A 23,948-nucleotide genomic window follows, 5' to 3' on the forward strand; every position below is an offset into this window, starting at 1 on the left:
TGATTCTCGGATGGCAAACTATCGCCAGGCTGAATTTCCGGCAAGGGAGAATCGCCCCGCCCCCAAAAACGCCACGGCCAGCGCGCCGATGAAGAAATACACCAGACTTTCAATCGCCCATGCACCGGTTTTATCCAGTAACCAGGTTTCGCCCATCCCAACCATCAGCCATGCCACAACCATCGTAAACGCCAGCCCCAACGCTGCAGGACGCGTCAGGATCCCAAGGATAATCAGACACGGCGCTACAACTTCTCCCAGCAGGACGCCATACGCAATAAAGCCCGGGAAACCTTTCGCTATCAGCATGCCGCTGATGCCATCAATACCCGCGAACAGTTTATGCAACCCATGAAAAAGCATCAGCCCCCCCACGGCAAGGCGTAACAAAAACTTGCCAAAATCTTCATGAGTCAGTACCCGGTTAACGCTATTTAATAGTTTTATAACCATCTGAATTTATTCCTTGTTTCGCCATGTCCAATAACAAACTACGCTTAGTACAGGTCAAATGAAACCTGCCGGAAATAAGGGGGAATGAGAAGCATAACTATTATCTTCATCTAAACTTGTAACCGGTATCACATTAAAGGAGAAGGAAAACCATGAAACAAACGGTTGCCGCTTTTATTGCTAAAACACTCGAACAAGCTGGCGTAAAACGCATTTGGGGTGTAACGGGTGACTCACTCAATGGCCTAAGTGATAGTCTGAATCGTATGGGAACGATTGACTGGATGCCAACCCGTCATGAAGAGGTTGCTGCCTTCGCCGCAGGTGCTGAAGCGCAGTTAACGGGTGAATTGGCCGTCTGTGCAGGCTCGTGTGGGCCAGGCAACCTGCACCTGATTAATGGCCTGTTTGATTGCCACCGCAACCACGTCCCGGTGCTGGCCATTGCCGCACATATTCCATCCAGCGAGATAGGCAGCGGTTATTTCCAGGAGACCCACCCGCAAGAGTTGTTCCGCGAATGTAGCCATTATTGCGAGCTGGTTTCCAGCCCTGAACAGATCCCACAGGTGCTGGCAATTGCCATGCGTAAAGCGGTGCTCAACCGCGGTGTCTCTGTGGTGGTATTACCTGGCGATGTCGCGCTGAAGCCGGCCCCTGAGAGCGCCACCACGCACTGGTACCATGCGCCGCTGCCGGTGGTCACTCCGGAAGAAGAAGAGCTCAGAAAACTGGCGCAACTGCTGCGCTACTCCAGCAATATCGCTCTGATGTGCGGCAGCGGCTGCGCCGGTGCGCATAAAGAGCTGGTTGAGTTTGCGGCTAAAATCAAAGCGCCGATTGTGCACGCCCTGCGGGGTAAAGAGCATGTTGAGTACGATAACCCGTACGACGTGGGCATGACCGGGCTAATTGGCTTTTCATCCGGCTTCCATACCATGATGAATGCCGACACGCTGATCCTGCTCGGCACCCAGTTTCCCTATCGCCCGTTCTATCCAACCGACGCCAAAATTATTCAGATTGATATCAATCCGGCGAGTATTGGCGCGCACAGTAAAGTTGATATGGCGCTGGTGGGCGATATTAAATCCACCCTCCGCGCCCTGCTGCCGCTGGTGGAAGAAAAAACCGAGCGGAAGTTTTTGGACAAAGCGCTGGAGCACTACCGTGAAGCGCGCAAAGGGCTGGATGATTTAGCTAAACCCAGCGATAAAGCCATTCACCCGCAGTATCTGGCACAGCAAATCAGCCACTTTGCCGCAGACGACGCCATCTTCACTTGCGACGTTGGCACGCCAACGGTGTGGGCGGCACGCTATCTGAAAATGAACGGCAAACGTCGCCTGCTCGGTTCGTTTAATCATGGTTCGATGGCCAATGCCATGCCGCAGGCACTCGGCGCCCAAGCGACCGAACCGGGACGCCAGGTTGTCGCAATGTGCGGGGACGGCGGATTTAGTATGCTGATGGGCGACTTTCTGTCGGTGGTCCAGATGAAGCTGCCGGTGAAGATTATCGTCTTTAACAACAGCGTACTGGGATTTGTGGCGATGGAGATGAAGGCTGGCGGTTATCTGACCGACGGCACGGAGCTGCACGATACCAACTTCGCGCGGATTGCCGAAGCCTGCGGTATTACGGGCATTCGTGTGGAGAAATCCTCAGAGGTTGATGAAGCGCTGCAAAGGGCAATGTCGATTGACGGCCCGGTGCTGGTCGATGTGGTTGTGGCGAAAGAAGAGTTAGCCATCCCGCCACAGATCAAACTCGAACAAGCGAAAGGTTTTAGCCTGTATATGTTGCGCGCAATCATTAGTGGGCGCGGTGATGAAGTGATGGAACTGGCGAAAACTAACTGGCTCAGGTAAAACATCCTTATTAAATCACACACAAAATCATTCATGATGCATCAAGGCGGCTAGCCCGAAAACCCCCAGGAGCATAGGTAAACTATGTGACTGGGGTTTAAGGGTGCGGCCAACGTAGAGGCAGCTTGAAGGATGAAGTGTAATAAGGAGACACCATGATTGATTTACGCAGTGATACCGTCACCCGGCCAAGTCGCGCCATGCTGGAAGAGATGATGGCAGCCCCGGTCGGGGACGACGTGTACGGTGATGACCCTACCGTTAACGCTCTCCAGCAATACGCTGCAGAGCTCTCTGGCAAAGAAGCCGCTATTTTCCTACCCACCGGCACTCAGGCAAACCTGGTTGCGCTGCTCAGTCATTGCCAGCGCGGCGAAGAGTATATTGCCGGTCAGGGCGCACATAACTATCTCTATGAAGCGGGCGGCGCAGCGGTGCTTGGCAGCATTCAACCGCAACCCATCGACGCCGCCCCGGATGGTTCCCTGCCGTTAGACAAAGTGGCAGCGAAAATCAAAGCTGACGATATCCATTTTGCCCGCACCCGTCTGCTCAGTCTGGAAAACACCCACAACGGCAAAGTGCTTCCGCGCGAGTATCTGAAAGACGCCTGGGAATTCACCCGTGAGCGCAATCTTGCCCTACACGTCGACGGCGCGCGTATTTTTAACGCCATCGTCGCCTATGGCTGTGAGCTTAAAGACATCACGCAATACTGCGACTCGTTCACCATTTGTCTTTCCAAAGGTCTGGGAACGCCGGTAGGTTCGCTGCTGGTCGGCAGCCAGGACTACATCAAGCGCGCCATTCGCTGGCGCAAAATGACCGGTGGCGGAATGCGCCAGGCCGGTATTCTGGCGGCGGCGGGACTGTATGCGCTGAAAAATAACGTGGCGCGTTTGCAGGAAGACCATGACAACGCCGCCTGGATGGCAGAACAACTGCGCGAAGCAGGGGCAGACGTCATGCGCCACGACACCAACATGTTGTTTGTTCGCGTTGGTGAAGAGCACGCTGCCGCGCTGGGTGAATACATGAAAGCGCAAGGCGTGCTGATTAACGCCTCCCCGATTGTGCGCCTGGTGATGCATCTGGACGTATCGCGTGAACAACTTGCTGAAGTCGTCGCCCACTGGCGCGCTTTTTTAACCCGCTAAGGAGATGGGCGTGCCGCAACGGATTTTGGTTCTTGGCGCCAGTGGCTACATTGGTCAGCATCTGGTTCAAGCGCTCAGCCAGCAAGGGCATCAGGTGCTGGCTGCGGCACGCCGCATTGAACGTCTGGAAAAGCAGCAACTGGCCAACGTCAGTTGCCATAAGGTCGATTTGAATTGGCCAGATAACCTCACCCCGCTGTTGACGGGTGTTGATACGGTTTACTATCTGGTTCATGGTATGGGTGAAGGCGGTGATTTTATCGCCCACGAACGCCATGTGGCGATGAACGTACGCGATGCGCTGCGTAATACGCCAGTTAAACAGCTTATTTTCCTGAGCTCATTACAGGCTCCCCGGCATGAACAGTCCGATCATTTGCGTGCGCGGCAAATAACCGCTGACACCCTGAGAGAGTCAGGCGTGCCAATGACGGAATTGCGCGCTGGCATTATCGTAGGGGCAGGTTCCGCCGCCTTTGAAGTGATGCGCGACATGGTCTATAACCTGCCGGTTCTCACCCCTCCGCGCTGGGTACGTTCGCGTACCACGCCCATCGCGCTGGAAAATTTGATGTACTATCTGGTGGCGCTGTTGGACCATCCCACAAGCCATCACCGCATACTCGAAGCTGCCGGGCCGCAGGTGTTGAGCTATCAGGAACAGTTCGAGCATTTTATGGCGGTCAGCGGTAAACATCGCCTGCTCATCCCCATCCCCTTTCCTACCCGCTGGATTTCGGTCTGGTTTTTAAACGTCATTACGTCAGTACCGCCGACCACGGCCAAAGCGCTTATCCAGGGTTTAAAACACGATCTGCTGGCCGATGACACCGAATTACGCGCGCTGATCCCGCAAAAGTTGATTGCCTTTGATGACGCGGTACGCAGCACGTTGAAAGAAGAGGAGAAGCTGGTCAATTCCAGCGACTGGGGTTACGACGCGCAGGCGTTTGCCCGCTGGCGCCCTGAATATGGCTATTTTGCCAAACAAGCAGGCTTTAGCGTTGAAACCTCCGCCAGCAAAAAAGCGCTATGGCAGGTTGTGAATCGACTCGGCGGCAAAGAAGGCTATTTTTTTGGCAATATTTTGTGGAAGACGCGGGCGGCGTTAGACCTGCTGGTTGGCCATAAGCTGGCTAAAGGTCGACCAGAACACTCTCTGTTGCAGGTTGGCGATACCGTCGATAGCTGGAAAGTTATCATCGTTGAACCAGAAAAACAGCTGACGCTGCTGTTTGGGATGAAAGCGCCTGGTTTGGGTCGCCTGAGTTTCACCCTGGAAGATAAAGGCGATCACCGACGCATTGATGTACGTGCCTGGTGGCATCCGCACGGCATGCCAGGACTCTTCTACTGGCTGTTGATGATCCCAGCTCATCTGTTCATTTTCAGAGGGATGGCGAAGCGTATTGCTAAACTTGCAGAACAAATCACAGACTAATGATAAAAAGAGCCTGTATTCTTTCATGTTTCCCATTGCATACAGGCGTATTTCACGGAAGAATGCGCACGATGTTTTTTAAACACAGTGGATTGATATGAAGGTACTGGTTACCGGAGCCACCAGCGGCTTGGGCCGAAACGCGGTTGAGTTTCTATGCAGCAAAGGCGTCAGCGTCAGAGCTACCGGTCGCAATGAAGCGATGGGCAAGCTGCTGGAGAAAATGGGCGCAGAGTTTGTACATGCCGATTTGACCGAGCTGGTGTCTTCACAGGCAAAAGTGATGCTTGCCGGCATCGACACGCTGTGGCACTGCTCCAGTTTTACCTCACCGTGGGGAACTCAGGAAGCCTTCGATCTGGCCAACGTTCGAGCGACCCGACGTCTGGGCGAGTGGGCCGTGGCCTGGGGCGTACGTAACTTCATTCATATCTCCTCTCCATCGCTCTATTTTGATTATCACCACCATCGCGATATCAAAGAAGATTTCCGTCCACATCGCTTCGCCAATGAATTCGCCCGCAGCAAAGCGGCAGGCGAAGAGGTAATTGCGCTGCTCGCGCAGGCTAACCCGCAGACCCGCTTCACGGTATTGCGCCCACAAAGTCTGTTCGGACCTCACGATAAAGTCTTTATTCCACGCCTGGCCCATATGATGTATCACTACGGCAGCATCCTGCTGCCGCACGGCGGAAGCGCGCTGGTGGATATGACCTACTACGAGAATGCAGTGCACGCGATGTGGCTGGCCAGTCAACAAGCCTGCGATAAGCTGCCGTCGGGACGCGCGTACAACATTACCAACGGCGAGCATCGCACCCTGCGCAGCATTGTGCAGAAACTTATCGACGAGCTGAATATTGATTGCCGTATCCGCTCCGTGCCCTACCCGATGCTGGATATGATTGCCCGCAGCATGGAGCGTTTAGGCAATAAATCGGCGAAAGAGCCAAAGCTTACGCATTACGGCGTCTCGAAGCTGAATTTCGATTTTACGCTGGATACTACCCGCGCTCAGGAAGAGTTGGGTTATCAGCCCGTTGTGACGCTGGATGCAGGAATTGAGCGTACCGCGGCCTGGCTGCGTGACCACGGTAAGCTGCCGCGTTAACCCTGCCCGTATTTCTCCAGTAACGCTTCGGCAATTGCCTGAGTTTCTGCATCCGCCACGCCGTTCCACAACGTCGGGCGGAAGTGCATCTGAAACGCCATAATCACCCGCTGCTGTTCACGCGGCGTCATATCAGGTTTTACTTCATAACCGTAGCGCGACAGCAGATCGAGTAATGATGCGGTTTCTACCGGCGTATGGGGCGCTCGTCCGGCAAGATAAAATGCCACGCGCTGGGTATCCGGCCACGCGCCGATGCCCTGAGCGGCCAGTGCTTTCCACGGAAATAGCGGGCCGGGATCGTCCTTGCGCTGCGGAGCGACGTCCGCATGGGCCACCACGTTCTGCGGTTTTATGTCGTAGCGGACGATAATATCTTTCACCAATGGGATTAACGCCTGAATTTGCGCGGGCTCAAACGGCGCAAAATACTTGCTGCCCGCTGATTTTTGCCAGCCGCGGTTTTCCAGCTCAATGCCGATCGAAGTATCGTTGATACGCGTAGCGCCGCGCCAGAAGCTAATCCCTGCATGCCAGGCCAGATCTTTTTCCGGGACCAGTTGCCAGATACGCGGCTTGCCGTGGTAGAGCGGCGGCACTGCCGGGATCAGATAGTGTGAACTGACGTTTTTATCGGTCAGCGTAGCCAGAGAAGCGTCGAAATCATCCGCCGTGTAATGGATAACCAGCACTTTAATGCGCGGGTAAGCAGCCTGCGCCTGACGGCGGGTATCTAACTGATACCCGTCTTTGTCGACTATTCCTTTTTCGCCAGCACACCCCACCAGCAGTAGCGTTAATGCCAGCAAATACAACAAACGTTTCATCGACGAGTTTTCACCGCGGTGCCGCTGACGCTCACCATCAGCATGCTACCGTCCTTGCCCACCGTTTCGTAATCGATATCGATACCGACTACCGCATCAGCACCGAGTGCTTTCGCCTGTTCACCAAGCTCCTGAAAAGCAATTTCACGCGCTTTACGCAGCTCTTTTTCATACGCGCCGGAGCGACCGCCGACAATATCGCGAATGCCGGCGAAAAAATCGCGGAAGATATTCGCGCCTAAAATGGCTTCGCCAGTAACAACACCGCAATATTCCACGATGCTCTGTCCTTCCAGCGTAGGGGTTGTCGAAAACTGCATGATTAATCTCCTTTTTGCGCTAAGAGCACGATCTCAAAAGCATTATCGAACCGATCCACTATCATTGAAAGGATATATTCTATCAACGTAGAACACTAATAGTAGAAAGCTAATAAGGAAATCATTATGCGCTACTCGAAACTCTCTCTGCTGGTTCCCTGTGCACTACTTCTCAGCGCCTGTACTACCGTGACGCCGGTCTATAAAGATAACGGCACGCGTAGCGGTTCATGCGTAGAAGGCGGGCCAGACAGCGTGGCTCAACAATTCTATGATTACCGTATTCAGCATCGAAATAATGACATTACCTCCCTTCGCCCGTACCTCAGCGACGACCTGGCTAAGCTGCTGAACGATGCCAGCCGTGATAACGCGCATCGCGAACTGTTTAACAGCGATCCGTTCTCCAGTCGCGCCACATTACCGGACAGCGCCAGCGTCGCCAGCGCATCGACTATTCCGAATAGTGATGCACGCAACATTCCACTGCGTGTAGAGCTGAAACAAGGTGACCAAAGCTGGCGTGATGAAGTGCTGATGATCCGTGAAGGCCAGTGCTGGGTCGTTGACGATGTCCGCTATCTGGGCGGCAGCGTACACGCGCCAGCCGGGACGCTGCGCCAGTCTGTCGAAAACCGCTAACCGCCCCATTCACCTGCTTAAATCATAACCCCCATAAATTGTCTGGCATTCTGCATAGAATGCCGACAATTATTCTTGCCCACTGGTGGCCCCGCTATTTTGTGCTATGTTTAGATAAGAATGCGGTTTTCATTTAACTTTTAACGCATAAATATTGCATAACTATTCTGTCAAAGGTAGTATCTGCGGCTTCAATAGCTATCAGACTGCCAGTATCGAGTGTCAATGAGTATTCAATTAAACGGCATTAACTGCTTCTACGGCGCACATCAGGCGCTGTTCGATATCACGCTGGATTGCCCTCAGGGTGAAACACTGGTGTTACTTGGCCCAAGTGGCGCCGGGAAAAGCTCGCTGCTGCGCGTACTCAACCTGCTTGAGATGCCGCGCTCGGGCACGCTCTCTATTGCGGGTAACCGTTTCGACTTCACTAAGACCCCGTCAGATAAAGCCATTCGGGATCTGCGTCAAAACGTGGGCATGGTCTTCCAACAATACAACCTCTGGCCACATCTCACGGTTGTGCAGAATCTGATTGAAGCGCCCTGCCGCGTACTGGGTCTGACAAAAGAGCAAGCGATGGCGCGCGCCGAGAAACTGCTGGAACGTCTGCGCCTGAAGCCATACAGCGATCGCTATCCGCTGCATCTCTCAGGCGGCCAGCAACAGCGTGTGGCCATTGCCCGCGCGTTGATGATGGAGCCACAGGTGCTGCTGTTTGATGAACCGACCGCCGCGCTTGACCCGGAAATTACCGCCCAAATCGTCAGCATCATTCGTGAACTGGCGGAAACCAACATTACTCAGGTGATCGTCACTCACGAAGTGGAAGTTGCCCGTAAAACAGCCAGCCGTGTGGTGTATATGGAAAACGGTCATATCGTCGAGTTTGGGGATGCGAGCTGCTTTGCCAACCCGCAAACCGAAGCGTTTAAAAACTATCTTTCTCACTAAGATTCGGGACAATACAATGAAAAAAGTTCTGATTGCCGCGCTAATCGCAGGTTTTAGCCTTTCCGCTACCGCAGCCCAAACCATTCGTTTCGCCACCGAAGCGTCTTATCCTCCGTTTGAATCAATCGATGCTAATAACAAGATCGTCGGGTTTGACGTTGATCTGGCGAATGCGCTGTGTAAAGAGATTGACGCTACCTGTACCTTCACCAATCAGGCCTTCGACAGCCTGATTCCGAGCCTGAAGTTCCGTCGTTTTGACGCGGTAATGGCCGGTATGGACATCACCCCAGAGCGTGAAAAACAGGTGCTGTTCACCACCCCGTATTACGACAACTCTGCGCTGTTTGTTGGCCAACAGGGTAAATACACCAGCATTGATCAGCTGAAAGGCAAAAAAGTCGGCGTACAAAACGGGACTACACACCAGAAATTCATCATGGATAAACATCCGGAAGTGACTACCGTGCCGTATGACAGCTACCAGAATGCCAAACTCGATCTGCAAAACGGTCGTATTGACGGCGTATTTGGCGATACCGCTGTGGTGACCGAGTGGCTGAAAGATAATCCTAAGCTCGCCGCGGTTGGCGACAAAGTGACGGATAAAGATTACTTCGGTACCGGTCTGGGCATTGCTGTGCGCCAGGGCAATACCGAACTGCAGCAGAAATTTAACGCTGCGCTGGAAAAAGTGAAGAAAGATGGGACTTACGAGACCATCTACAACAAATGGTTCCAGAAGTAATATTTGATGAATGAATTTTTTCCTTTAGCAAGCGCCGCCGGGATGACCGTCGGCCTTGCCGTTTGTGCGCTGATCATTGGCCTCGCGCTTGCCATGTTGTTTGCCGTCTGGGAGTCAGTTAAATGGCGTCCAGTGGCATGGGCCGGCTCAGCTCTGGTCACCATCCTGCGCGGTCTGCCGGAAATTCTGGTGGTTCTGTTTATCTATTTTGGCTCCTCGCAGCTGCTGCTGACGCTAGCCGATGGCTTTACGATCAATCTCGGGTTTGTACAAATCCCGGTTCAGATGCAGATCGAAAACTTCGACGTCAGTCCATTCCTGTGCGGTGTGATTGCGCTGTCATTGCTGTATGCCGCTTACGCGTCGCAAACGTTGCGTGGCGCGCTGAAGGCCGTGCCACTCGGACAATGGGAGTCAGGTCAGGCATTAGGTTTGTCTAAAGCTGCGATCTTCTTCCGTCTGGTGATGCCGCAGATGTGGCGTCATGCACTACCGGGACTGGGTAACCAGTGGCTGGTATTGCTGAAAGATACTGCGCTGGTCAGCCTTATCAGCGTGAACGATCTGATGCTGCAAACCAAGAGCATCGCCACCCGTACCCAGGAGCCGTTTACCTGGTACATTGTGGCGGCGGCTATTTACCTGGTGATTACGCTGGTGAGCCAGTACATTCTCAAACGCATTGACCTGCGCGCGACACGTTTTGAGCGGAGACCAGGCTGATGCTTGAGTATTTACCTGAATTGTTGAAAGGGCTGCATACCAGCCTGATGCTGACGGTCGCCTCCATCGTGGTTGCTCTGGTGCTGGCATTGATTTTCACCGTCATCCTGACGCTGAAAACACCGGTTCTGGTTTGGCTGGTTCGCGCTTATATCACGCTGTTTACCGGTACACCGCTGCTGGTGCAAATCTTCCTGATCTACTACGGGCCAGGACAATTTCCGACGTTGCAAGAGTATCCGGTGCTGTGGCATCTGCTGTCAGAACCGTGGCTGTGCGCTTTAATTGCGCTGTCGTTAAACAGTGCGGCCTATACCACTCAGCTGTTCTACGGCGCTATTCGTGCAATCCCGGAAGGCCAATGGCAGTCCTGCGGAGCGTTGGGGATGAGCAAGAAGGATACGCTGGCGATTCTGTTGCCGTACGCCTTTAAACGCGCCCTCTCCTCGTATTCCAACGAAGTGGTGCTGGTGTTTAAAAGTACTTCGCTGGCATACACCATCACGCTGATGGAAGTCATGGGCTATAGCCAACTGCTGTACGGTCGCACTTATGACGTCATGGTTTTCGGTGCGGCGGGTGTGATTTATCTGATCGTCAACGGTTTGCTGACGCTGATGATGCGCTTAATCGAACGTAAAGCGCTGGCGTTTGAACAGCGGAATTAAACATATGCCTGATGGCGCTACGCTTATCAGGCCTACGGTTCATGCACCTTTTGTAGGCCGGATAAGGTGCTAGCACCGCCATCCGGCAAATATGCATAAAGTAAAAAACATGAAGACGGACAAGAACCTAAATTGTCCGTCTTTTTTTATATCAGAAAAAATATTTAATCATTTTTATTGCATATAAATTCATTAAATGGCATTGTTAATCCACGCCGCAGACACGGTAAATAATCATAAGATTGACAGACGGGAGTTCCACCATGAAAAATTTAGTACTGGCTGCATTACTTGCTACTTTCGCCGCTGGCGCCTCAGCCGCTGATAAAATTAGTTTCGGTGTATCAGCAACTTACCCGCCATTTGAGTCGCTCGACGCAAACAATAAAATTGTCGGATTTGACATCGATCTGGCAACGGCGCTGTGCAAACAAATGCAGGCTGACTGTACTTTCACCAATCACGCTTTCGACAGCCTGATCCCCGCGCTGAAATTTAAGAAATATGATGCGGTAATTTCCGGAATGGATATCACGCCTGAGCGTAGCAAGCAGGTTGCATTTACTCAGCCGTACTATGCAAACTCCGCGCTGGTGATTGCGAAAAAAGACACCTATAAAACCTTTGCCGACCTGAAAGGAAAACGCATCGGCATGGAAAACGGCACCACGCACCAGAAATACTTGCAGGACAAACATCCTGAAGTGAAAACCGTGGCCTACGACAGCTATCAGAATGCGATTATCGACCTGAAAAATGGTCGTATTGATGGCGTATTTGGCGATACCGCTGTGGTTAACGAGTGGCTTAAAACCAACCCGCAGCTAGGCGTAGCCACTGATAAAGTGACCGACCCACAATACTTCGGTACTGGCCTTGGCATCGCGGTTCGCCCGGATAACAAAGCCCTGCTGGAAAAACTGAACAGCGCGCTGGCGGCAATCAAAGCTGACGGCACGTACCAGAAAATCAGCGATCAGTGGTTCCCACAGTAACGTCTGCCCAACCTGAAAAGCCGCGCTCTGCGGCTTTTTTTGTCTCTTCGCCTGCGCTTTCAGTCAGTTCTTACGCCATAAACGCATTCCTGGCGTACACTTGTTAAAACGAAAAAAAGTGAGGCAAAAGGATGATAGCATTCCCTGCCAGTTTACTGATCCTCAATGGAAAAAGTGCTGATAACCTTCCGCTGCGTGACGCCATTGCGAATCTGCGTGATGAGGGTGTGGAAATCCATGTTCGCGTTACCTGGGAAAAAGGCGACGCCCAACGATACGTTGATGAAGCTCGTCAGTTGGGCGTTGAAACAGTGATTGCCGGTGGCGGCGACGGCACAATAAACGAAGTCTCGACGGCGCTTATCCAGTCGCAGGGCGGCAATATTCCGGCGCTGGGTATTTTACCGTTGGGAACGGCGAATGACTTTGCCACCAGCGTTGGTATACCCGAGGACCTTGATAAGGCGTTAAAGCTGGCTATCGCCGCAAATGCGACGGCGATCGATATGGTGCAGGTCAATGATAAAACCTGTTTTATCAACATGGCAACCGGTGGCTTCGGCACACGCATCACGACCGAGACACCAGAAAAACTCAAGGCTGCGCTGGGTGGCGTATCGTACTTTATTCACGGATTAATGCGCATGGATACGCTCAAACCCGACATCTGCGATATTCGAGGGGAAGACTTTCACTGGCAGGGTAAAGCGCTGGTAATTGGTATCGGTAATGGTCGCCAGGCCGGTGGGGGGCAACAGCTATGCCCGACAGCGCTTATCAACGATGGTCTGCTGCAACTGCGTATTTTTACCGGAGAAGAGCTGTTGCCTGGGCTGCTTTCGGCGTTAACGCAATCCGAAGACAACCCTAACATTATCGAGGGCGCATCATCGTGGTTTGATATCCGCGCCCCGCATGAAATTACCTTTAATCTCGATGGCGAACCGCTCAGCGGACAAGAGTTTCATATTGAAATCCTGCCCGCGGCGTTACGTTGCCGACTGCCGCCGGGTTGTCCGCTGTTGCGCTAACACGATGGCAGTCGCCTGAAATCAGGCGATGGTGACTTTGCTATCCAGATAAACATCCTGCACGGCGTTAATCAGCTTAACGCCGTCGGCCATGGTTTTCTTGAATGCCTTGCGCCCAAGAATCAGCCCCATACCGCCCGCACGTTTGTTAATCACCGCAGTACGTACCGCATCGCTCAGATCGGTTTCGCCGCCAGCCGCACCGCCAGAGTTAATTAACCCGGCGCGTCCCATATAGCAGTTCGCCAGTTGATACCGCACCAGGTCAATCGGGTTGTCGCTGGTCAGCTTGCTATAGACGCGATCGTCGGTGTAGCCAAAATTGACCGCTTTATACCCGCCGTTATTTTCCGCCATTTTTTGCTTCACGATATCCGCCCCGATAGTGGCCGCCAGATGGTTAGCCTGCCCGGTAAGATCGGCAGAAACATGGTAATCCACGCCATCTTTTTTAAACGCCGGGTTACGCAGATACGCCCACAGCACCGTGACCATACCCAGCTCATGAGCACGCTCGAATGCGGCAGAAATCTCTTCAATCTGGCGGCGAGACTCCTCTGAACCGAAATAGATGGTTGCCCCCACCGCAACCGCACCCATATTGAACGCCTGCTCTACGCTGGCATACAGCGTCTGGTCAAACGTATTGGGATAGCTCAGCGTTTCGTTGTGGTTAATTTTTACCAGGAACGGAATGCGGTGCGCGTAGCGACGGGAAACAGAAGCCAGCACGCCATAGGTCGATGCCACGCAGTTACACCCTGCTTCGATAGCCAGCTCCACAATATTCTTCGGATCAAAGTACAGCGGGTTAGCCGCAAACGATGCCCCAGCGGAGTGCTCCACGCCCTGGTCCACCGGTAGAATAGACAGATAACCTGTCCCGGCCAGTCGGCCCGTGTTATACAGCGTCTGCATATTACGCAGCACGGCTGGCGGACGGTTGTTATCCACCATCACGCGGTCGACGTAATCATGTCCAGGCAGGTAAAGTTGATCAGAAGGAATGGTCATACAACGATGCTGTAAAAGGTTGTCGGCGTCTTTGCCAAGCAACTGCGCAATATCAGTCATAGCTATGCTCCCGTAAGTTCCGCTTTGAAAACGGAATGTGGATTGTCCTGGCCCGTTTTGTTGCGGGCAGCAATAAGCCTGGTACCGACTGCGTTTTTTTTCCATCTTTAGCGCACTTTTCAGCAACTTCTGCTGGCTCGATTCAGGAAGAAATAATGTTAAGGCGGTCAAATTTAGACCTCAAAGGTATTTTAAAGGTATTATCGAATGGTACTATCATGGCGTACCTTACCTGTCATGAAGGATTTAAAGATGAAAACTACAGTTAAGCTGTCGTTCATGATGTTTGTAGAGTGGTTTATCTGGGGCGCCTGGTTTGTACCGCTGTGGCTGTGGCTGAGTAAAAGCGGCTTTAGCGCCGGGGAGATCGGCTGGTCTTACGCCTGTACCGCGATTGCCGCGATCCTGTCGCCCATCCTGGTCGGCTCAATCACTGACCGCTTTTTCTCCGCGCAGAAAGTGCTGGCGGTATTGATGTTCGCTGGCGCTATTTTGATGTATTTCGCCGCCCAGCAAACCACCTTCAGTGGATTCTTCCCGCTGTTACTGGCCTATTCGTTAACCTATATGCCGACGATTGCGCTGACCAACAGCATCGCTTTTGCCAACGTACCGGACGTTGAACGTGATTTCCCACGCATCCGTGTGATGGGGACCATCGGCTGGATTGCTTCTGGTTTGGCCTGCGGTTTCTTACCGCAAATGCTTGGCTATAGCGATATTTCACCCACTAATATCCCCCTGCTTATCACTGCCGGAAGCTCTGCGCTGTTGGGCGTCTTTGCGTTCTTTTTACCGGATACGCCGCCAAAAAGTACCGGCAAGATGGATTTCAAAGTCATGCTGGGTCTGGATGCGCTGATCCTGCTGCGTGATAAGAACTTCCTCGTCTTTTTCTTTTGCTCTTTCCTGTTCGCAATGCCGCTGGCGTTCTATTACATCTTCGCCAACGGCTACCTGACAGAAGTTGGAATGAAAAACGCCACCGGCTGGATGACGCTGGGCCAGTTCTCTGAAATCTTCTTTATGCTGGCGTTACCGTTTTTCACCAAACGCTTTGGCATTAAAAAGGTATTGCTGCTTGGTCTTATTACTGCGGCTATCCGCTACGGATTTTTCGTTTACGGCGGCGCGGAGGAATATTTCACTTATGCTTTGCTGTTTCTCGGCATTCTGCTGCACGGCGTTAGTTACGACTTCTACTACGTCACGGCCTACATTTATGTCGATAAAAAAGCACCGGTACATATGCGCACCGCTGCGCAAGGGCTTATCACCCTCTGCTGTCAGGGATTCGGCAGCCTGCTCGGTTACCGTCTGGGCGGCGTGATGATGGAAAAAATGTTTGCTTATCAGGAACCGGTTAATGGTCTTACCTTCAACTGGGCTGGCATGTGGGGATTTGGCGCAGTCATGATCGCCGTCATTGCCGTGATGTTTATGATTTTCTTTCGCGAATCAGATAAAGAAATCACCGCCATTAAGGTGGACGATCGCGATGTAGCGTTGAAACAAGGGGAAGTGAAATGAAAGCAGAACGTATTCTCGGTGCTCTTTACGGGCAGGCGTTAGGGGATGCGATGGGTATGCCGTCGGAACTGTGGCCACGAACCCGGGTAAAAGCTCATTTCGGTTGGATCGACCGTTTTTTGCCCGGCCCAGCGGAGAATAATGCCGCCTGCTATTTTAACCAGGCGGAGTTCACTGATGACACGTCAATGGCGCTGTGTCTGGCTGATGCCCTGCTCGAGTGCGACGGAGAGATTGTGCCAGACGTTATTGGCCGCAATATTCTGGCCTGGGCCGAACGTTTTGACGCCTTTAATAAAAACGTGCTCGGCCCAACTTCAAAAATCGCGCTAAAAGCCATTCGCGACGGCAAACCTGTCGCCGAACTGGAAAACAACGGCGTGACCAACGGAGCGGCAATGCGCGTTTCGCCGCTGGGATGCCTGCTACCCGCCCGCGATGTCGATGCTTTTATCGATGATGTGGCATTGGCCTCCAGCCCGACGCATAAATCGGATCTGGCTATCGCTGGCGCTGTTGTGGTCGCGTGGGCGGTATCACGCGCTATCGACGGAGGCCAGTGGTCAGAGATTGTCGATGCGCTACCTGCCATTGCCCAACATGCGCAGCAAAAAAGGATCACGACCTTTAGCGCATCACTCTCTGCACGACTTGAGCTGGCACTGAAAATCGTCCGTAATGCTGACGGCATTGAGTCTGCCTGCGAGCAGTTGTATCAGGTTGTGGGCGCCGGAACCAGTACCATTGAATCCGTGCCTTGCGCCATTGCTATGGTTGAACTGGCGCAGACCGATCCTAACCGCTGCGCTATTCTGTGCGCAAACCTCGGGGGTGATACCGACACCATCGGGGCGATGGCAACCGCCATTTGTGGCGCTATCCATGGCGTAAGCGCGATTAACCCGACATTGAAACATGAGCTGGATGCGGTAAATCAGCTCGACTTTATCCGTTACGCCAGTGGATTGATGCGACTGCGCGAGCAGCGGGAGGCGCTATGATCGCCACGCATCTGCAACACCTCCTCCCGCAGTTGCGTACACAGCGGCCCGTTACGGTGGTGGGTGCGGCGGTAATTGATGTCATTGCCGATGCATATGCCCTTCCCTGGCGCGGATGTGACATTGAACTCAAACAGCAGGGGGTGAACGTTGGCGGCTGCGCGCTCAATATTGCCGTGGCGCTCAAACGTTTAGGTATCGACGCCAGTAATGCTTTACCGCTGGGTCAAGGGGTGTGGGCCGACATTATCCGCAACCGGATGGCAAAAGAGGGATTGCACAGCCTGATCGACAATGCCGCGGGCGATAACGGCTGGTGTCTGGCTCTGGTCGAGCCGGATGGCGAACGTACCTTTATGTCCTTTAGCGGCGTTGAAAATCAGTGGAACGCTGACTGGCTGGCACAGCTGGATATCCCACGCCATAGTCTGGTGTATCTCTCGGGCTATCAGTTAGCCTCTGGGTGTGGCGAACTGCTGGTGCAGTGGCTGGAAGGTCTGGAGGAGGTGACGCCGTTTATTGATTTTGGGCCACGCATCGGCGACATTCCCGAGCCCTTACTGGCAAGAATTATGGCCTGCCATCCGCTGGTGTCACTTAATCGTCAGGAGGCGGAAATTGCCGCCGAGCGGTTTACATTAAGTCATGATGTAGAAGGTTTTGGCGCAGAATGGGTACAACGTTTCGCCGCGCCGGTAGTGGTACGCCACGATAAAGACGGCGCGTGGTATTTCAGCGCTCAGACATCCGGTTGCGTACCGGCATTTGCGACAGCGGTCGTTGATACTATCGGCGCAGGCGACAGCCACGCGGGCGGCATGCTGGCCGGACTGGCGTCTGGCTGGACCCTGGCTGATGCCGTACTGCTGGGTAACGCAGTTGCGTCCTGGGTGGTAGGGCATCGCGGCGGCGATTGCGCCCCTTCGCGCGAGGCGTTACTCCTCGCACACAAAGACGTATAGATCGCTTCGACAATAGCTGATGCTGTATTCAATGGGCCGTTGCTGCTGGTCAAGCGCTACTTGCTTGATCACCAGTACCGGCACTTTGCTGTCCATTTGAATGTGCGCCTGGAACTCCGCATCAGGCATTCGGGCGCTGACGCGGGAGCGCGTGCGCTGCGGGAAAATATGCTGGCTGCGAAAATAGTCATACAGTGAAACGCCGATGGCATCCACGTCATGGATAAGATGGGCAGGAACCCATGACTCTTCAATAGAAACCGCGTCTTCATCTACATAGCGAATGCGCTTGAGCAGGAAGACGTCACTCCCCGCGGCAACAGCCAACTGCTGAGCCACCTCTTCCGGGCAAGGCACAATACGCTTGTTGACCCACAGCGTATCTGGCTTTTTACCGCGCAAAACCACCTGCTGTGAAAAACCACGCGCTTCTTTTAGCGAATACTCGAAGATGTTGTTGATCTGCGTCCCGTAACCACGGGCGCGCGTCACTACGCCTTCTTCTTCCAGGGCCTGCATCGCCTTGCGTACCGTAATTCGCGAAACGCCGGTTAACTGGCTGAGATCGCGCTCGCCGGGCAGGATATTTCCATGCTCCAGAATCCCGCTACGCACAGCGTTTTTCACTATTTGCGCAAATTTCATATACAGCGGCGTGTTATCTGCCGCTGCAATGCGTTCATTCAGTTGCGCGATAAGCTGGGTATGCGCTTGTTCCATTTATCTTTTTCCTGCAGCCTTCTCTGCAGCCAGTATACCCATTACCACCACGCGTGGAAATGATGTACCGGACCAATTCCCTCACCAACCTCCAGGGTGTCGGCCTGCGCCAACGCCGCAGAAAGCCACAACTTAGCTTCCTGCACTGTCTGTGCCCAGTTGTCATGGCGCGGACGCAGCGCCGCCAGCGCCGCGGATAGCGTACAGCCGGTGCCATGGGTATTTTTGGTCATCACCCTTGGCGCGGTAAAACGCTGCTCTCCTTCACGGGTAAAGAGCCAGTCGGGGCTTTGCGCATCCTCCAGATGACCGCCTTTCATCAACACCGCCTCGCAGCCCAGCGCCCGCAGTGCCCTTCCCTGCTCTAGCATCTCCTGCTCAGTCTGCGCATGGGGAGCCCCGAGCAGTGCCGCAGCTTCGGGTAAATTAGGGGTGATAATCGAAACCTGCGGCAGCAAATGGGTACGCAGTGTTTCTACCGCCGAGGGCGACAGCAACGGATCGCCGCTTTTCGCCAGCATCACCGTATCCAGTACGACATTTTGCACCCGATGGCGACGCAAACGTTCGGCAACCGCTTCAACAATATCCGTCTCCGCCAGCATACCGATTTTGGTGGTGTCGATACGCACATCACTCAACACCGAGTCCAGTTGTGCGGCAACAAAGTCAGGTTCTATGCGATAAACCGACTGCACCCCGCGCGTATTTTGCGCCACCAACGCCGTGATAACCGAACAGCCGTAAGCGCCCAGCGCCGAGAAGGTTTTTAAATCGGCCTGAATACCCGCACCGCCGCTTGGATCGGTTCCGGCGATCGTTAATGCGTTAATCCGTTTCATGCTTGCTCCTGTGCGTTCAGGTTATAGAGGGCATCGAGAAAAGCCGGGACAAAACTGCCCGGTCCGGTTGATTGTTGTGTGGCTATTTGCCCGGCCTGTTTCATCCAGCTACAGGCGGAGGCGATGTTATCAAGCCGGTCACCGTGCAGGGCGCAACTGGCCGCAACGACCGCCGACAGCGCGCATCCGGTGCCCACCACGCGGGTCATCAACGGATCACCGCCGTTCACGCAGACGGTACGCTGACCATCGGTCACGTAGTCCACTTCGCCGGTAACCACGACAATGGTCCCAACCTGACGAGCCAACGCCTGCGCAGCGGAAAGCGCAGCGGCTGGCGTATCTGTCGTGTCGACGCCGCGGCCCCCGCTGTTCATACCCGCCAGAGCAAGTATTTCCGAGGCGTTGCCACGGATAGCGGCAGGCTGTAGTACCAGTAAATCCAGACAGAAGCGACGGCGAAACTCTAGCGCGCCCACGGCAACGGGATCGAGCGTCCACGGGGTTTTAACGAGATGTGCCCGCTCAACGGCGGCACGCATCGCCGTAGCCCGCGTCTGGGTTAAAGTGCCGACATTCACCAGCAACGCACTGGCGATAGCCGCAAACTGGCTGGCTTCCTCAGGCTCGATTACCATCGCAGGGGATGCGCCCAGCGCCAGTAGCGTATTGGCCGTAAAGCTTTGCACGACCTCGTTGGTCATACAGTGTGTGAGTGGTGAAAGCGTTCTAAATTGGTGCAAGGTGTGAGCCGCGAGTGCGCGGCTGTGCAGGTCAGGCTGCATGGTTCAGCTCCTGCCCGCGCGAAGAAGGGACACGAGCAGTGTCAGACTTCCCTACGCTGGCATTATCCAGATCAGGTGGTACGGGTATTTCTCAGCCTTCAATGAAGAAGGGCACCCCGAGTCGTTGTTACATAAAACTCAATAATATTAAAAGGACAGTAAGGGAAACTTACATACTTAAGCCCCTGCTATCCATTTACTGAATGGCGGAATGTATCCACACCGCATACTTTACCAGCCAGCGAGGGAGGTGAACAGCAGCGGTTTATTCTGGAAGGGGCGCTCATTGCCGCAGGCGTCGTCATCCACTCAGGCATTTCGTAGCGCGTCTCAATGCTGAGACACCACGATCATCCGCTCTTAAATTCCCAGGCAGACAGAAAGGTTGCAATTGAACATTCAGCCAGTTTCTCAAGTTTATGGGGATCAACTGCTTTTTGCGAGATTATTGCTCCAGGAAGCAGATATCCCATAATGGCCCCGAGGAAAGCAGTAGCCTGTAATTCCGGATTATCTAACGTGACTATTCCTTCATTATTTTTCTGTTCCAGAATTTCTGTCAGCGCCTGCAAAACGCGTCCAGAGTTTCTTTGCTCCAGCATGACGTGTAAATCGGGCTTTTGAACCAGCACTTGAATCAATAATCGCTGGAAATGGATATTCTCAGGGGTATAGAAATGATTCTGTACAACCCGGGCAAAACCTCTCAGGAGATCGGGAAAATCCAGTTGCTCCTGGAGTAACTGGCGTAAAGGCGGCTGCATTTTGTCATTCAGAAATTCAAACGTCGCCAGCAGGAGAGCATCCTTTCCCCCCGGAAAATGGCTGTAAAGGGTCGGCCGCGTTGTCCCTGCTTCACTGGCGATAGTATCAAGGGACACGTCAATGCCATGCTTGAGAAACAGCTCACATGCCGTTTGTAAAATGCGAGGGCGGGACTTCATTGGCCGCCCACGTTGATTAACCATTATTGCATTCCTTACGTTTGCCTTTTTTTAGTCTCGAGATTCCCTGCTGAATGAGAACAAAAAATAGTGGGACAAAGAGCAGCGTCAGTAACGTGCCTGTGAGCATACCGCCGATTACCGAAGTTCCAATCTCTTTCTGGCTGGAGGCCCCTGCGCCCGTAGAGAGTACCAGAGGGATAACTCCAACAACAAATGCCAGAGACGTCATGATGACAGGACGTAAGCGTAATCTTGCGCCTTCAAAAGCGGCCTGAATCAACGGTTTACCCCTGCGGATTTGCGCCAAAGCGAATTCAATAATGAGAATTGCATTTTTTGCTGACAGCCCCATCGTTGTTAGTATACCTACCTGGAAGTAGACATCATTTTCGAACCCGGCGATTAAGGCTGCGCTCACTGCGCCGAGAACCCCAAGTGGGATAATCAGAAGCACAGCAATAGGCACAGACCAGCTTTCATATAAAGCAGCCAGACACAAAAATACGAACGCAACGGAGGCAAGATATACCCACAGTGTCTGTGCCGAGGAAGCCTGTTCTTGCCATGATATCCCGCTCCACTGCAGATCAAATCCTTCGATTGGCGCTATCAGCCTGACCATTTCAGCCATTGCTGCCCCAGAACTTATGCCGGGAGCTGCATCTCCTTGAAATTGCACAGCAGGTAATCCATTGAATCGCTGAAGCATTTGTGGACCAGTAGTCCAGCGGAAGGAGGCAAAACTGGCGAATGAGGTCATATCATCGCTACTGTTACGTACAAACCAGGCGGATAAGTTTTCAGGTATTGAACGCCATGGCGCATCACCTTGTATATAAACCCGTTTTACTCGGCCACGGTCAATAAAGTCATTAACATAAATCCCTCCCCATGCAGCAGAAAGAGTTTCGTTGATATCCGCCTGTTCAAGGCCGTGAGCTTGTGCTTTTTGTCTGTCAATATCTACCTGCAGCAACGCCTTTGCGGCAAGGCTGTTCACTCGCACAGCGTTCAGATTTTGGTTTTCTCTGGCGGCCGTAAGTAACATTGTTTGCGCCTGATTAAGACTGTGATAACCGCGGTCTGAAATATCCTGAAGCCATAATTCGAACCCACTGGATTGTCCCAGCCCACGAACTGTGGGTGGAGATACAATGCTGATAGCGGCGTTCTGAGACGTTTGATTAAAATATTGATTAGCCCTTGCGATAATAGCCTGAGCGCTGTTCGTTTCACCCTGACGCTCGTCCCAGTGCTTTAACTCAGCAACGGACATTCCCACATTTTGCCCGCTACCTGCGTTATTTCGGCCAGCGACCGTAAATATAGCGTTAAGATTGGCACTCTCCTGTGTCATAAAATAGCGTGTGATTTCATCTCCAACCTTCTGAGTCATTGACATTGGCGCCCCTGGAGGAAGAGTGAACTGGATTGATATTGCCCCCTGGTCCTCCTCCGGAAGAAAACTGGTCGCGAGTTTTTGATATTGCCAAACCATGAACATCGACATCAGAAAAGCGAGAATAATGATTCTCACAGGACGCGCTGATATTTGCGCAAGCATATTAATGTAGCGATGCTGACTTTTTTCGACATACCTGTTGAAATGAGTGAAGAATTTACCTTTCTTCTCATTTCGTCTTTTAAGCAAATGAGCGCACAACGTAGGGGTTAAAGTCAGTGCAACCAGCACGGAAAGCGACATAGCAGAAACAATGGTCACTGTGAACTGGCGGTAAATAATGCCGACTGAACCACCAAAAAACGCAATTGGAATAAAAACGGCGGATAAGACCAGCGCGATACCTATTAATGCACCGGTTATTTCCCGCATGGAGTGGAGCGTAGCCTGCAGCGGATCGAGATGTTCTTCTTCCATCACTCGTTCGACATTCTCAACCACGACAATCGCGTCGTCGACAAGTAGCCCAATGGCAAGCACCATGGCAAAGAGTGTTAAGGTATTGATGCTATAACCCAGCAGACTGAGGATGCCGAATGTGCCCAATAATACGACGGGCACCGTCAATGAGGGGATTAATGTGGCTCTCCAGTTTTGTAAAAATAGATACATTACCGCCACAACAAAAACAATCGCTTCAATCAGCGTCTGCACAACATTTCCGATGGACACCGTCACAAACGGTGTACTGTCACGAGGATAAGCAACGACAATGCCTTGCGGAAACCGATCTTTTAATCTGTTAACTTCAACGCGAATCTTTTCAGCAGTTTCCAGTGCATTAGCTCCGGATGCGAGTTGAATAGATATTCCAGCAGCAGGATGACCATTAAGTGTGGTCAGATTCTGATAGTTTTCAGCCCCAAGTTCGATTCGAGCAACATCTCGCAAATATACAGCTGAACCATCATTATTTGTCCGAAGAATGATACTTTCAAATTGCGTTGATGTTTCCAGGCGGGACTGGGCGGTCACCGTCGCATTCAGATACTGATCATTGAGAGAAGGAAGAGAGCCAATCTCTCCGCTGGTCACTTGCGAGTTTTGTGCTTCGATAGCCGTTTGTACATCTGATGGCATCAAACCATAATTATTGAGTTGATGTGGGTTGAGCCAAATCCGCATGGCATATTGCGCACCAAAAACAGTTGTTTCTCCCACCCCCTTTATTCTACTTAAGGGCTCCTGCAACGTATTGATAAGGAAGTCGCTAATATCGACACTGGTTAAACGATCGTTCTGGTCATATAAGGCGATAACCATCAGGCTATCTCCCTGTGATTTAGTCACAGAAAGCCCCTGTTGTTGCACCTCCTGCGGTAGCCGTGTCATAGCCTGATTTACAGCATTTTGCACCTGGACCTGCGCTATATCGGGATTAATACCTTGTTCAAAGCTAAGACTAATACGAGACTGACCAGCTGAACTGCTGGTTGAAGAAAAATAAAGCAGACCATCAATTCCTTTGATTTGCTGTTCAAGTAGCTGCGTTACGCTGTCCTCAACGTTTTGCGCAGAAGCGCCTGGGTAGTTTGCCGTAACGTTCACCCCCGGAGGCGCAATATCCGGATACTGCTCAACAGGCAATGTGAAAAGAGCCAGGATACCGGCAGAAACGATGCAAATAGCAATGACCGCGGCGAATACAGGACGGAAAATAAAGAAGTGAGCCAGCATCGTGTTT

23 protein-coding genes and 1 riboswitch are annotated in these 23,948 nt (G+C 52.7%); of the genes, 14 read left to right on the forward strand and 9 right to left on the reverse strand.

The genetic code is table 11. The features are described 5' to 3' along the window. Positions 1-18 precede the first annotated feature (18 nt). Entirely contained in the window at positions 19-453 is a 435-nt protein-coding gene (locus OGV94_RS08355) for a DoxX family protein (protein WP_043016906.1), read from the reverse strand. 152 nt (positions 454-605) lie between these two features. Between OGV94_RS08355 and poxB the strand changes: the two genes are divergently transcribed. From poxB to OGV94_RS08375, 4 genes are all read left to right on the forward strand, one after another. Next, a complete protein-coding gene (gene poxB / locus OGV94_RS08360) occupies positions 606-2,324 on the forward strand; it encodes a ubiquinone-dependent pyruvate dehydrogenase (RefSeq protein WP_043016907.1) in 1,719 nt (572 codons plus the stop codon). Between the two features lie 155 nt (positions 2,325-2,479). Continuing rightward, the gene (ltaE, locus tag OGV94_RS08365; RefSeq protein WP_043016908.1) at positions 2,480-3,481 is read left to right on the forward strand and encodes a low-specificity L-threonine aldolase; all 1,002 of its coding nucleotides are present in this window, start codon (positions 2,480-2,482) and stop codon (positions 3,479-3,481) included. A gap of 10 nt (positions 3,482-3,491) precedes the next feature. Beyond that, positions 3,492-4,922 carry an SDR family oxidoreductase gene (locus OGV94_RS08370; protein ID WP_043017946.1) on the forward strand — a complete coding sequence of 477 codons (1,431 nt, stop codon included), beginning with the start codon at positions 3,492-3,494 and terminating at the stop codon, positions 4,920-4,922. A gap of 97 nt (positions 4,923-5,019) precedes the next feature. Further along, on the forward strand, positions 5,020-6,033 hold the full coding sequence (locus OGV94_RS08375; protein ID WP_075145934.1) for a 3-beta-hydroxysteroid dehydrogenase: 1,014 nt from the start codon (positions 5,020-5,022) through the stop codon (positions 6,031-6,033). Here the strand turns inward: OGV94_RS08375 and OGV94_RS08380 are convergent. Both OGV94_RS08380 and OGV94_RS08385 read right to left on the reverse strand, forming a co-directional pair. Continuing rightward, positions 6,030-6,860, reverse strand: coding sequence for an N-acetylmuramoyl-L-alanine amidase (locus OGV94_RS08380; protein ID WP_043016910.1), 831 nt, complete (start codon positions 6,858-6,860; stop codon positions 6,030-6,032). The two genes, OGV94_RS08375 and OGV94_RS08380, sit on opposite strands and share 4 nt — an antisense overlap. After that, positions 6,857-7,180, reverse strand: coding sequence for a heavy metal-binding domain-containing protein (locus tag OGV94_RS08385; protein ID WP_001160725.1), 324 nt, complete (start codon positions 7,178-7,180; stop codon positions 6,857-6,859). Before OGV94_RS08385 ends, OGV94_RS08380 begins: the two co-directional genes overlap by 4 nt. Positions 7,181-7,306: 126 nt before the next feature. Here OGV94_RS08385 and OGV94_RS08390 point away from each other — a divergent pair, with 126 nt between their 5' ends. From OGV94_RS08390 to yegS, 7 genes are all read left to right on the forward strand, one after another. Continuing rightward, positions 7,307-7,822, forward strand: coding sequence for a lipoprotein (locus tag OGV94_RS08390; RefSeq protein WP_286523064.1), 516 nt, complete (start codon positions 7,307-7,309; stop codon positions 7,820-7,822). Between the two features lie 225 nt (positions 7,823-8,047). After that, positions 8,048-8,776 (forward strand): arginine ABC transporter ATP-binding protein ArtP, encoded by a 729-nt coding sequence (gene artP / locus OGV94_RS08395; RefSeq protein ID WP_003027295.1) that lies wholly within the window; start codon positions 8,048-8,050, stop codon positions 8,774-8,776. Positions 8,777-8,792: 16 nt separating this feature from the next. Then, positions 8,793-9,524, forward strand: coding sequence for an arginine ABC transporter substrate-binding protein ArtI (gene artI / locus OGV94_RS08400; protein ID WP_003027298.1), 732 nt, complete (start codon positions 8,793-8,795; stop codon positions 9,522-9,524). Between the two features lie 6 nt (positions 9,525-9,530). Next, on the forward strand, positions 9,531-10,247 hold the full coding sequence (artQ, locus tag OGV94_RS08405) for an arginine ABC transporter permease ArtQ (RefSeq protein WP_043016913.1): 717 nt from the start codon (positions 9,531-9,533) through the stop codon (positions 10,245-10,247). Continuing rightward, positions 10,247-10,915 carry an arginine ABC transporter permease ArtM gene (artM, locus tag OGV94_RS08410; RefSeq protein WP_286523065.1) on the forward strand — a complete coding sequence of 223 codons (669 nt, stop codon included), beginning with the start codon at positions 10,247-10,249 and terminating at the stop codon, positions 10,913-10,915. Before artQ ends, artM begins: the two co-directional genes overlap by 1 nt. A 263-nt stretch (positions 10,916-11,178) precedes the next feature. After that, a complete protein-coding gene (artJ, locus tag OGV94_RS08415) occupies positions 11,179-11,910 on the forward strand; it encodes an arginine ABC transporter substrate-binding protein ArtJ (RefSeq protein WP_213733317.1) in 732 nt (243 codons plus the stop codon). A 131-nt stretch (positions 11,911-12,041) separates the two neighbouring features. Next, positions 12,042-12,941: a lipid kinase YegS gene (gene yegS / locus OGV94_RS08420; protein ID WP_080624937.1), complete on the forward strand. Its 900-nt coding sequence runs from the start codon at positions 12,042-12,044 to the stop codon at positions 12,939-12,941. A gap of 21 nt (positions 12,942-12,962) precedes the next feature. Here the strand turns inward: yegS and fbaB are convergent, their stop codons facing one another. Next, positions 12,963-14,015 carry a class I fructose-bisphosphate aldolase gene (fbaB, locus tag OGV94_RS08425; protein WP_043016916.1) on the reverse strand — a complete coding sequence of 351 codons (1,053 nt, stop codon included), beginning with the start codon at positions 14,013-14,015 and terminating at the stop codon, positions 12,963-12,965. A gap of 252 nt (positions 14,016-14,267) precedes the next feature. Between fbaB and OGV94_RS08430 the strand changes: the two genes are divergently transcribed. From OGV94_RS08430 to OGV94_RS08440, 3 genes are read left to right on the forward strand one after another with little or no spacing between them, the layout of a single operon-like run. Next, complete coding sequence (locus OGV94_RS08430) at positions 14,268-15,545, forward strand: nucleoside permease (protein ID WP_043016917.1); 1,278 nt, start codon at positions 14,268-14,270, stop codon at positions 15,543-15,545. Further along, complete coding sequence (locus tag OGV94_RS08435; RefSeq protein WP_043016918.1) at positions 15,542-16,546, forward strand: ADP-ribosylglycohydrolase family protein; 1,005 nt, start codon at positions 15,542-15,544, stop codon at positions 16,544-16,546. Before OGV94_RS08430 ends, OGV94_RS08435 begins: the two co-directional genes overlap by 4 nt. Then, positions 16,543-17,508: a PfkB family carbohydrate kinase gene (locus tag OGV94_RS08440; protein WP_172863173.1), complete on the forward strand. Its 966-nt coding sequence runs from the start codon at positions 16,543-16,545 to the stop codon at positions 17,506-17,508. The genes OGV94_RS08435 and OGV94_RS08440 overlap by 4 nt, the downstream gene beginning before the upstream one ends. On the opposite strand, the gene OGV94_RS08445 is transcribed toward OGV94_RS08440, so the two are convergent. From OGV94_RS08445 to OGV94_RS08465, 5 genes are all read right to left on the reverse strand, one after another. After that, a complete protein-coding gene (locus OGV94_RS08445) occupies positions 17,482-18,228 on the reverse strand; it encodes a GntR family transcriptional regulator (protein ID WP_286523067.1) in 747 nt (248 codons plus the stop codon). The genes OGV94_RS08440 and OGV94_RS08445 overlap by 27 nt on opposite strands. Before the next feature lie 41 nt (positions 18,229-18,269). Further along, the gene (gene thiD / locus OGV94_RS08450) at positions 18,270-19,070 is read right to left on the reverse strand and encodes a bifunctional hydroxymethylpyrimidine kinase/phosphomethylpyrimidine kinase (protein WP_043016921.1); all 801 of its coding nucleotides are present in this window, start codon (positions 19,068-19,070) and stop codon (positions 18,270-18,272) included. Beyond that, positions 19,067-19,855, reverse strand: a complete 789-nt coding sequence (thiM, locus tag OGV94_RS08455) for a hydroxyethylthiazole kinase (RefSeq protein WP_181634554.1) — start codon at positions 19,853-19,855, stop codon at positions 19,067-19,069. Before thiM ends, thiD begins: the two co-directional genes overlap by 4 nt. Before the next feature lie 31 nt (positions 19,856-19,886). After that, a riboswitch (TPP riboswitch) is annotated at positions 19,887-19,984 on the reverse strand. 221 nt (positions 19,985-20,205) lie between these two features. Beyond that, on the reverse strand, positions 20,206-20,823 hold the full coding sequence (locus OGV94_RS08460; RefSeq protein WP_047410037.1) for a TetR/AcrR family transcriptional regulator: 618 nt from the start codon (positions 20,821-20,823) through the stop codon (positions 20,206-20,208). Next, positions 20,816-23,941 (reverse strand): efflux RND transporter permease subunit, encoded by a 3,126-nt coding sequence (locus OGV94_RS08465; protein WP_286523070.1) that lies wholly within the window; start codon positions 23,939-23,941, stop codon positions 20,816-20,818. Before OGV94_RS08465 ends, OGV94_RS08460 begins: the two co-directional genes overlap by 8 nt. Between the last annotated feature and the right edge of the window lie 7 nt (positions 23,942-23,948).

Origin of the sequence: Citrobacter sp. Ce006, from assembly GCF_030336535.1 — a bacterium.
GTDB lineage: Bacteria > Pseudomonadota > Gammaproteobacteria > Enterobacterales > Enterobacteriaceae > Citrobacter > Citrobacter europaeus.

Excerpts from the sequence above, each read along its gene's own strand:
- artI (WP_003027298.1), top strand. The coding sequence starts at position 8,793 with ATGAAAAAAGTTCTGATTGCCGCGCTAATCGCAGGTTTTAGCCTTTCC.
- artM (WP_286523065.1), top strand. The coding sequence starts at position 10,247 with ATGCTTGAGTATTTACCTGAATTGTTGAAAGGGCTGCATACCAGCCTG.
- poxB (WP_043016907.1), top strand. The coding sequence starts at position 606 with ATGAAACAAACGGTTGCCGCTTTTATTGCTAAAACACTCGAACAAGCT.
- artQ (WP_043016913.1), top strand. The coding sequence starts at position 9,531 with ATGAATGAATTTTTTCCTTTAGCAAGCGCCGCCGGGATGACCGTCGGC.
- OGV94_RS08375 (WP_075145934.1), top strand. The coding sequence starts at position 5,020 with ATGAAGGTACTGGTTACCGGAGCCACCAGCGGCTTGGGCCGAAACGCG.
- OGV94_RS08355 (WP_043016906.1), bottom strand. The coding sequence starts at position 453 with ATGGTTATAAAACTATTAAATAGCGTTAACCGGGTACTGACTCATGAA.
- OGV94_RS08430 (WP_043016917.1), top strand. The coding sequence starts at position 14,268 with ATGAAAACTACAGTTAAGCTGTCGTTCATGATGTTTGTAGAGTGGTTT.
- OGV94_RS08390 (WP_286523064.1), top strand. The coding sequence starts at position 7,307 with ATGCGCTACTCGAAACTCTCTCTGCTGGTTCCCTGTGCACTACTTCTC.
- yegS (WP_080624937.1), top strand. The coding sequence starts at position 12,042 with ATGATAGCATTCCCTGCCAGTTTACTGATCCTCAATGGAAAAAGTGCT.
- OGV94_RS08440 (WP_172863173.1), top strand. The coding sequence starts at position 16,543 with ATGATCGCCACGCATCTGCAACACCTCCTCCCGCAGTTGCGTACACAG.
- ltaE (WP_043016908.1), top strand. The coding sequence starts at position 2,480 with ATGATTGATTTACGCAGTGATACCGTCACCCGGCCAAGTCGCGCCATG.
- OGV94_RS08435 (WP_043016918.1), top strand. The coding sequence starts at position 15,542 with ATGAAAGCAGAACGTATTCTCGGTGCTCTTTACGGGCAGGCGTTAGGG.
- artP (WP_003027295.1), top strand. The coding sequence starts at position 8,048 with ATGAGTATTCAATTAAACGGCATTAACTGCTTCTACGGCGCACATCAG.
- artJ (WP_213733317.1), top strand. The coding sequence starts at position 11,179 with ATGAAAAATTTAGTACTGGCTGCATTACTTGCTACTTTCGCCGCTGGC.
- OGV94_RS08460 (WP_047410037.1), bottom strand. The coding sequence starts at position 20,823 with ATGGTTAATCAACGTGGGCGGCCAATGAAGTCCCGCCCTCGCATTTTA.
- thiD (WP_043016921.1), bottom strand. The coding sequence starts at position 19,070 with ATGAAACGGATTAACGCATTAACGATCGCCGGAACCGATCCAAGCGGC.
- OGV94_RS08465 (WP_286523070.1), bottom strand. The coding sequence starts at position 23,941 with ATGCTGGCTCACTTCTTTATTTTCCGTCCTGTATTCGCCGCGGTCATT.
- OGV94_RS08380 (WP_043016910.1), bottom strand. The coding sequence starts at position 6,860 with ATGAAACGTTTGTTGTATTTGCTGGCATTAACGCTACTGCTGGTGGGG.
- OGV94_RS08445 (WP_286523067.1), bottom strand. The coding sequence starts at position 18,228 with ATGGAACAAGCGCATACCCAGCTTATCGCGCAACTGAATGAACGCATT.
- thiM (WP_181634554.1), bottom strand. The coding sequence starts at position 19,855 with ATGCAGCCTGACCTGCACAGCCGCGCACTCGCGGCTCACACCTTGCAC.
- fbaB (WP_043016916.1), bottom strand. The coding sequence starts at position 14,015 with ATGACTGATATTGCGCAGTTGCTTGGCAAAGACGCCGACAACCTTTTA.
- OGV94_RS08385 (WP_001160725.1), bottom strand. The coding sequence starts at position 7,180 with ATGCAGTTTTCGACAACCCCTACGCTGGAAGGACAGAGCATCGTGGAA.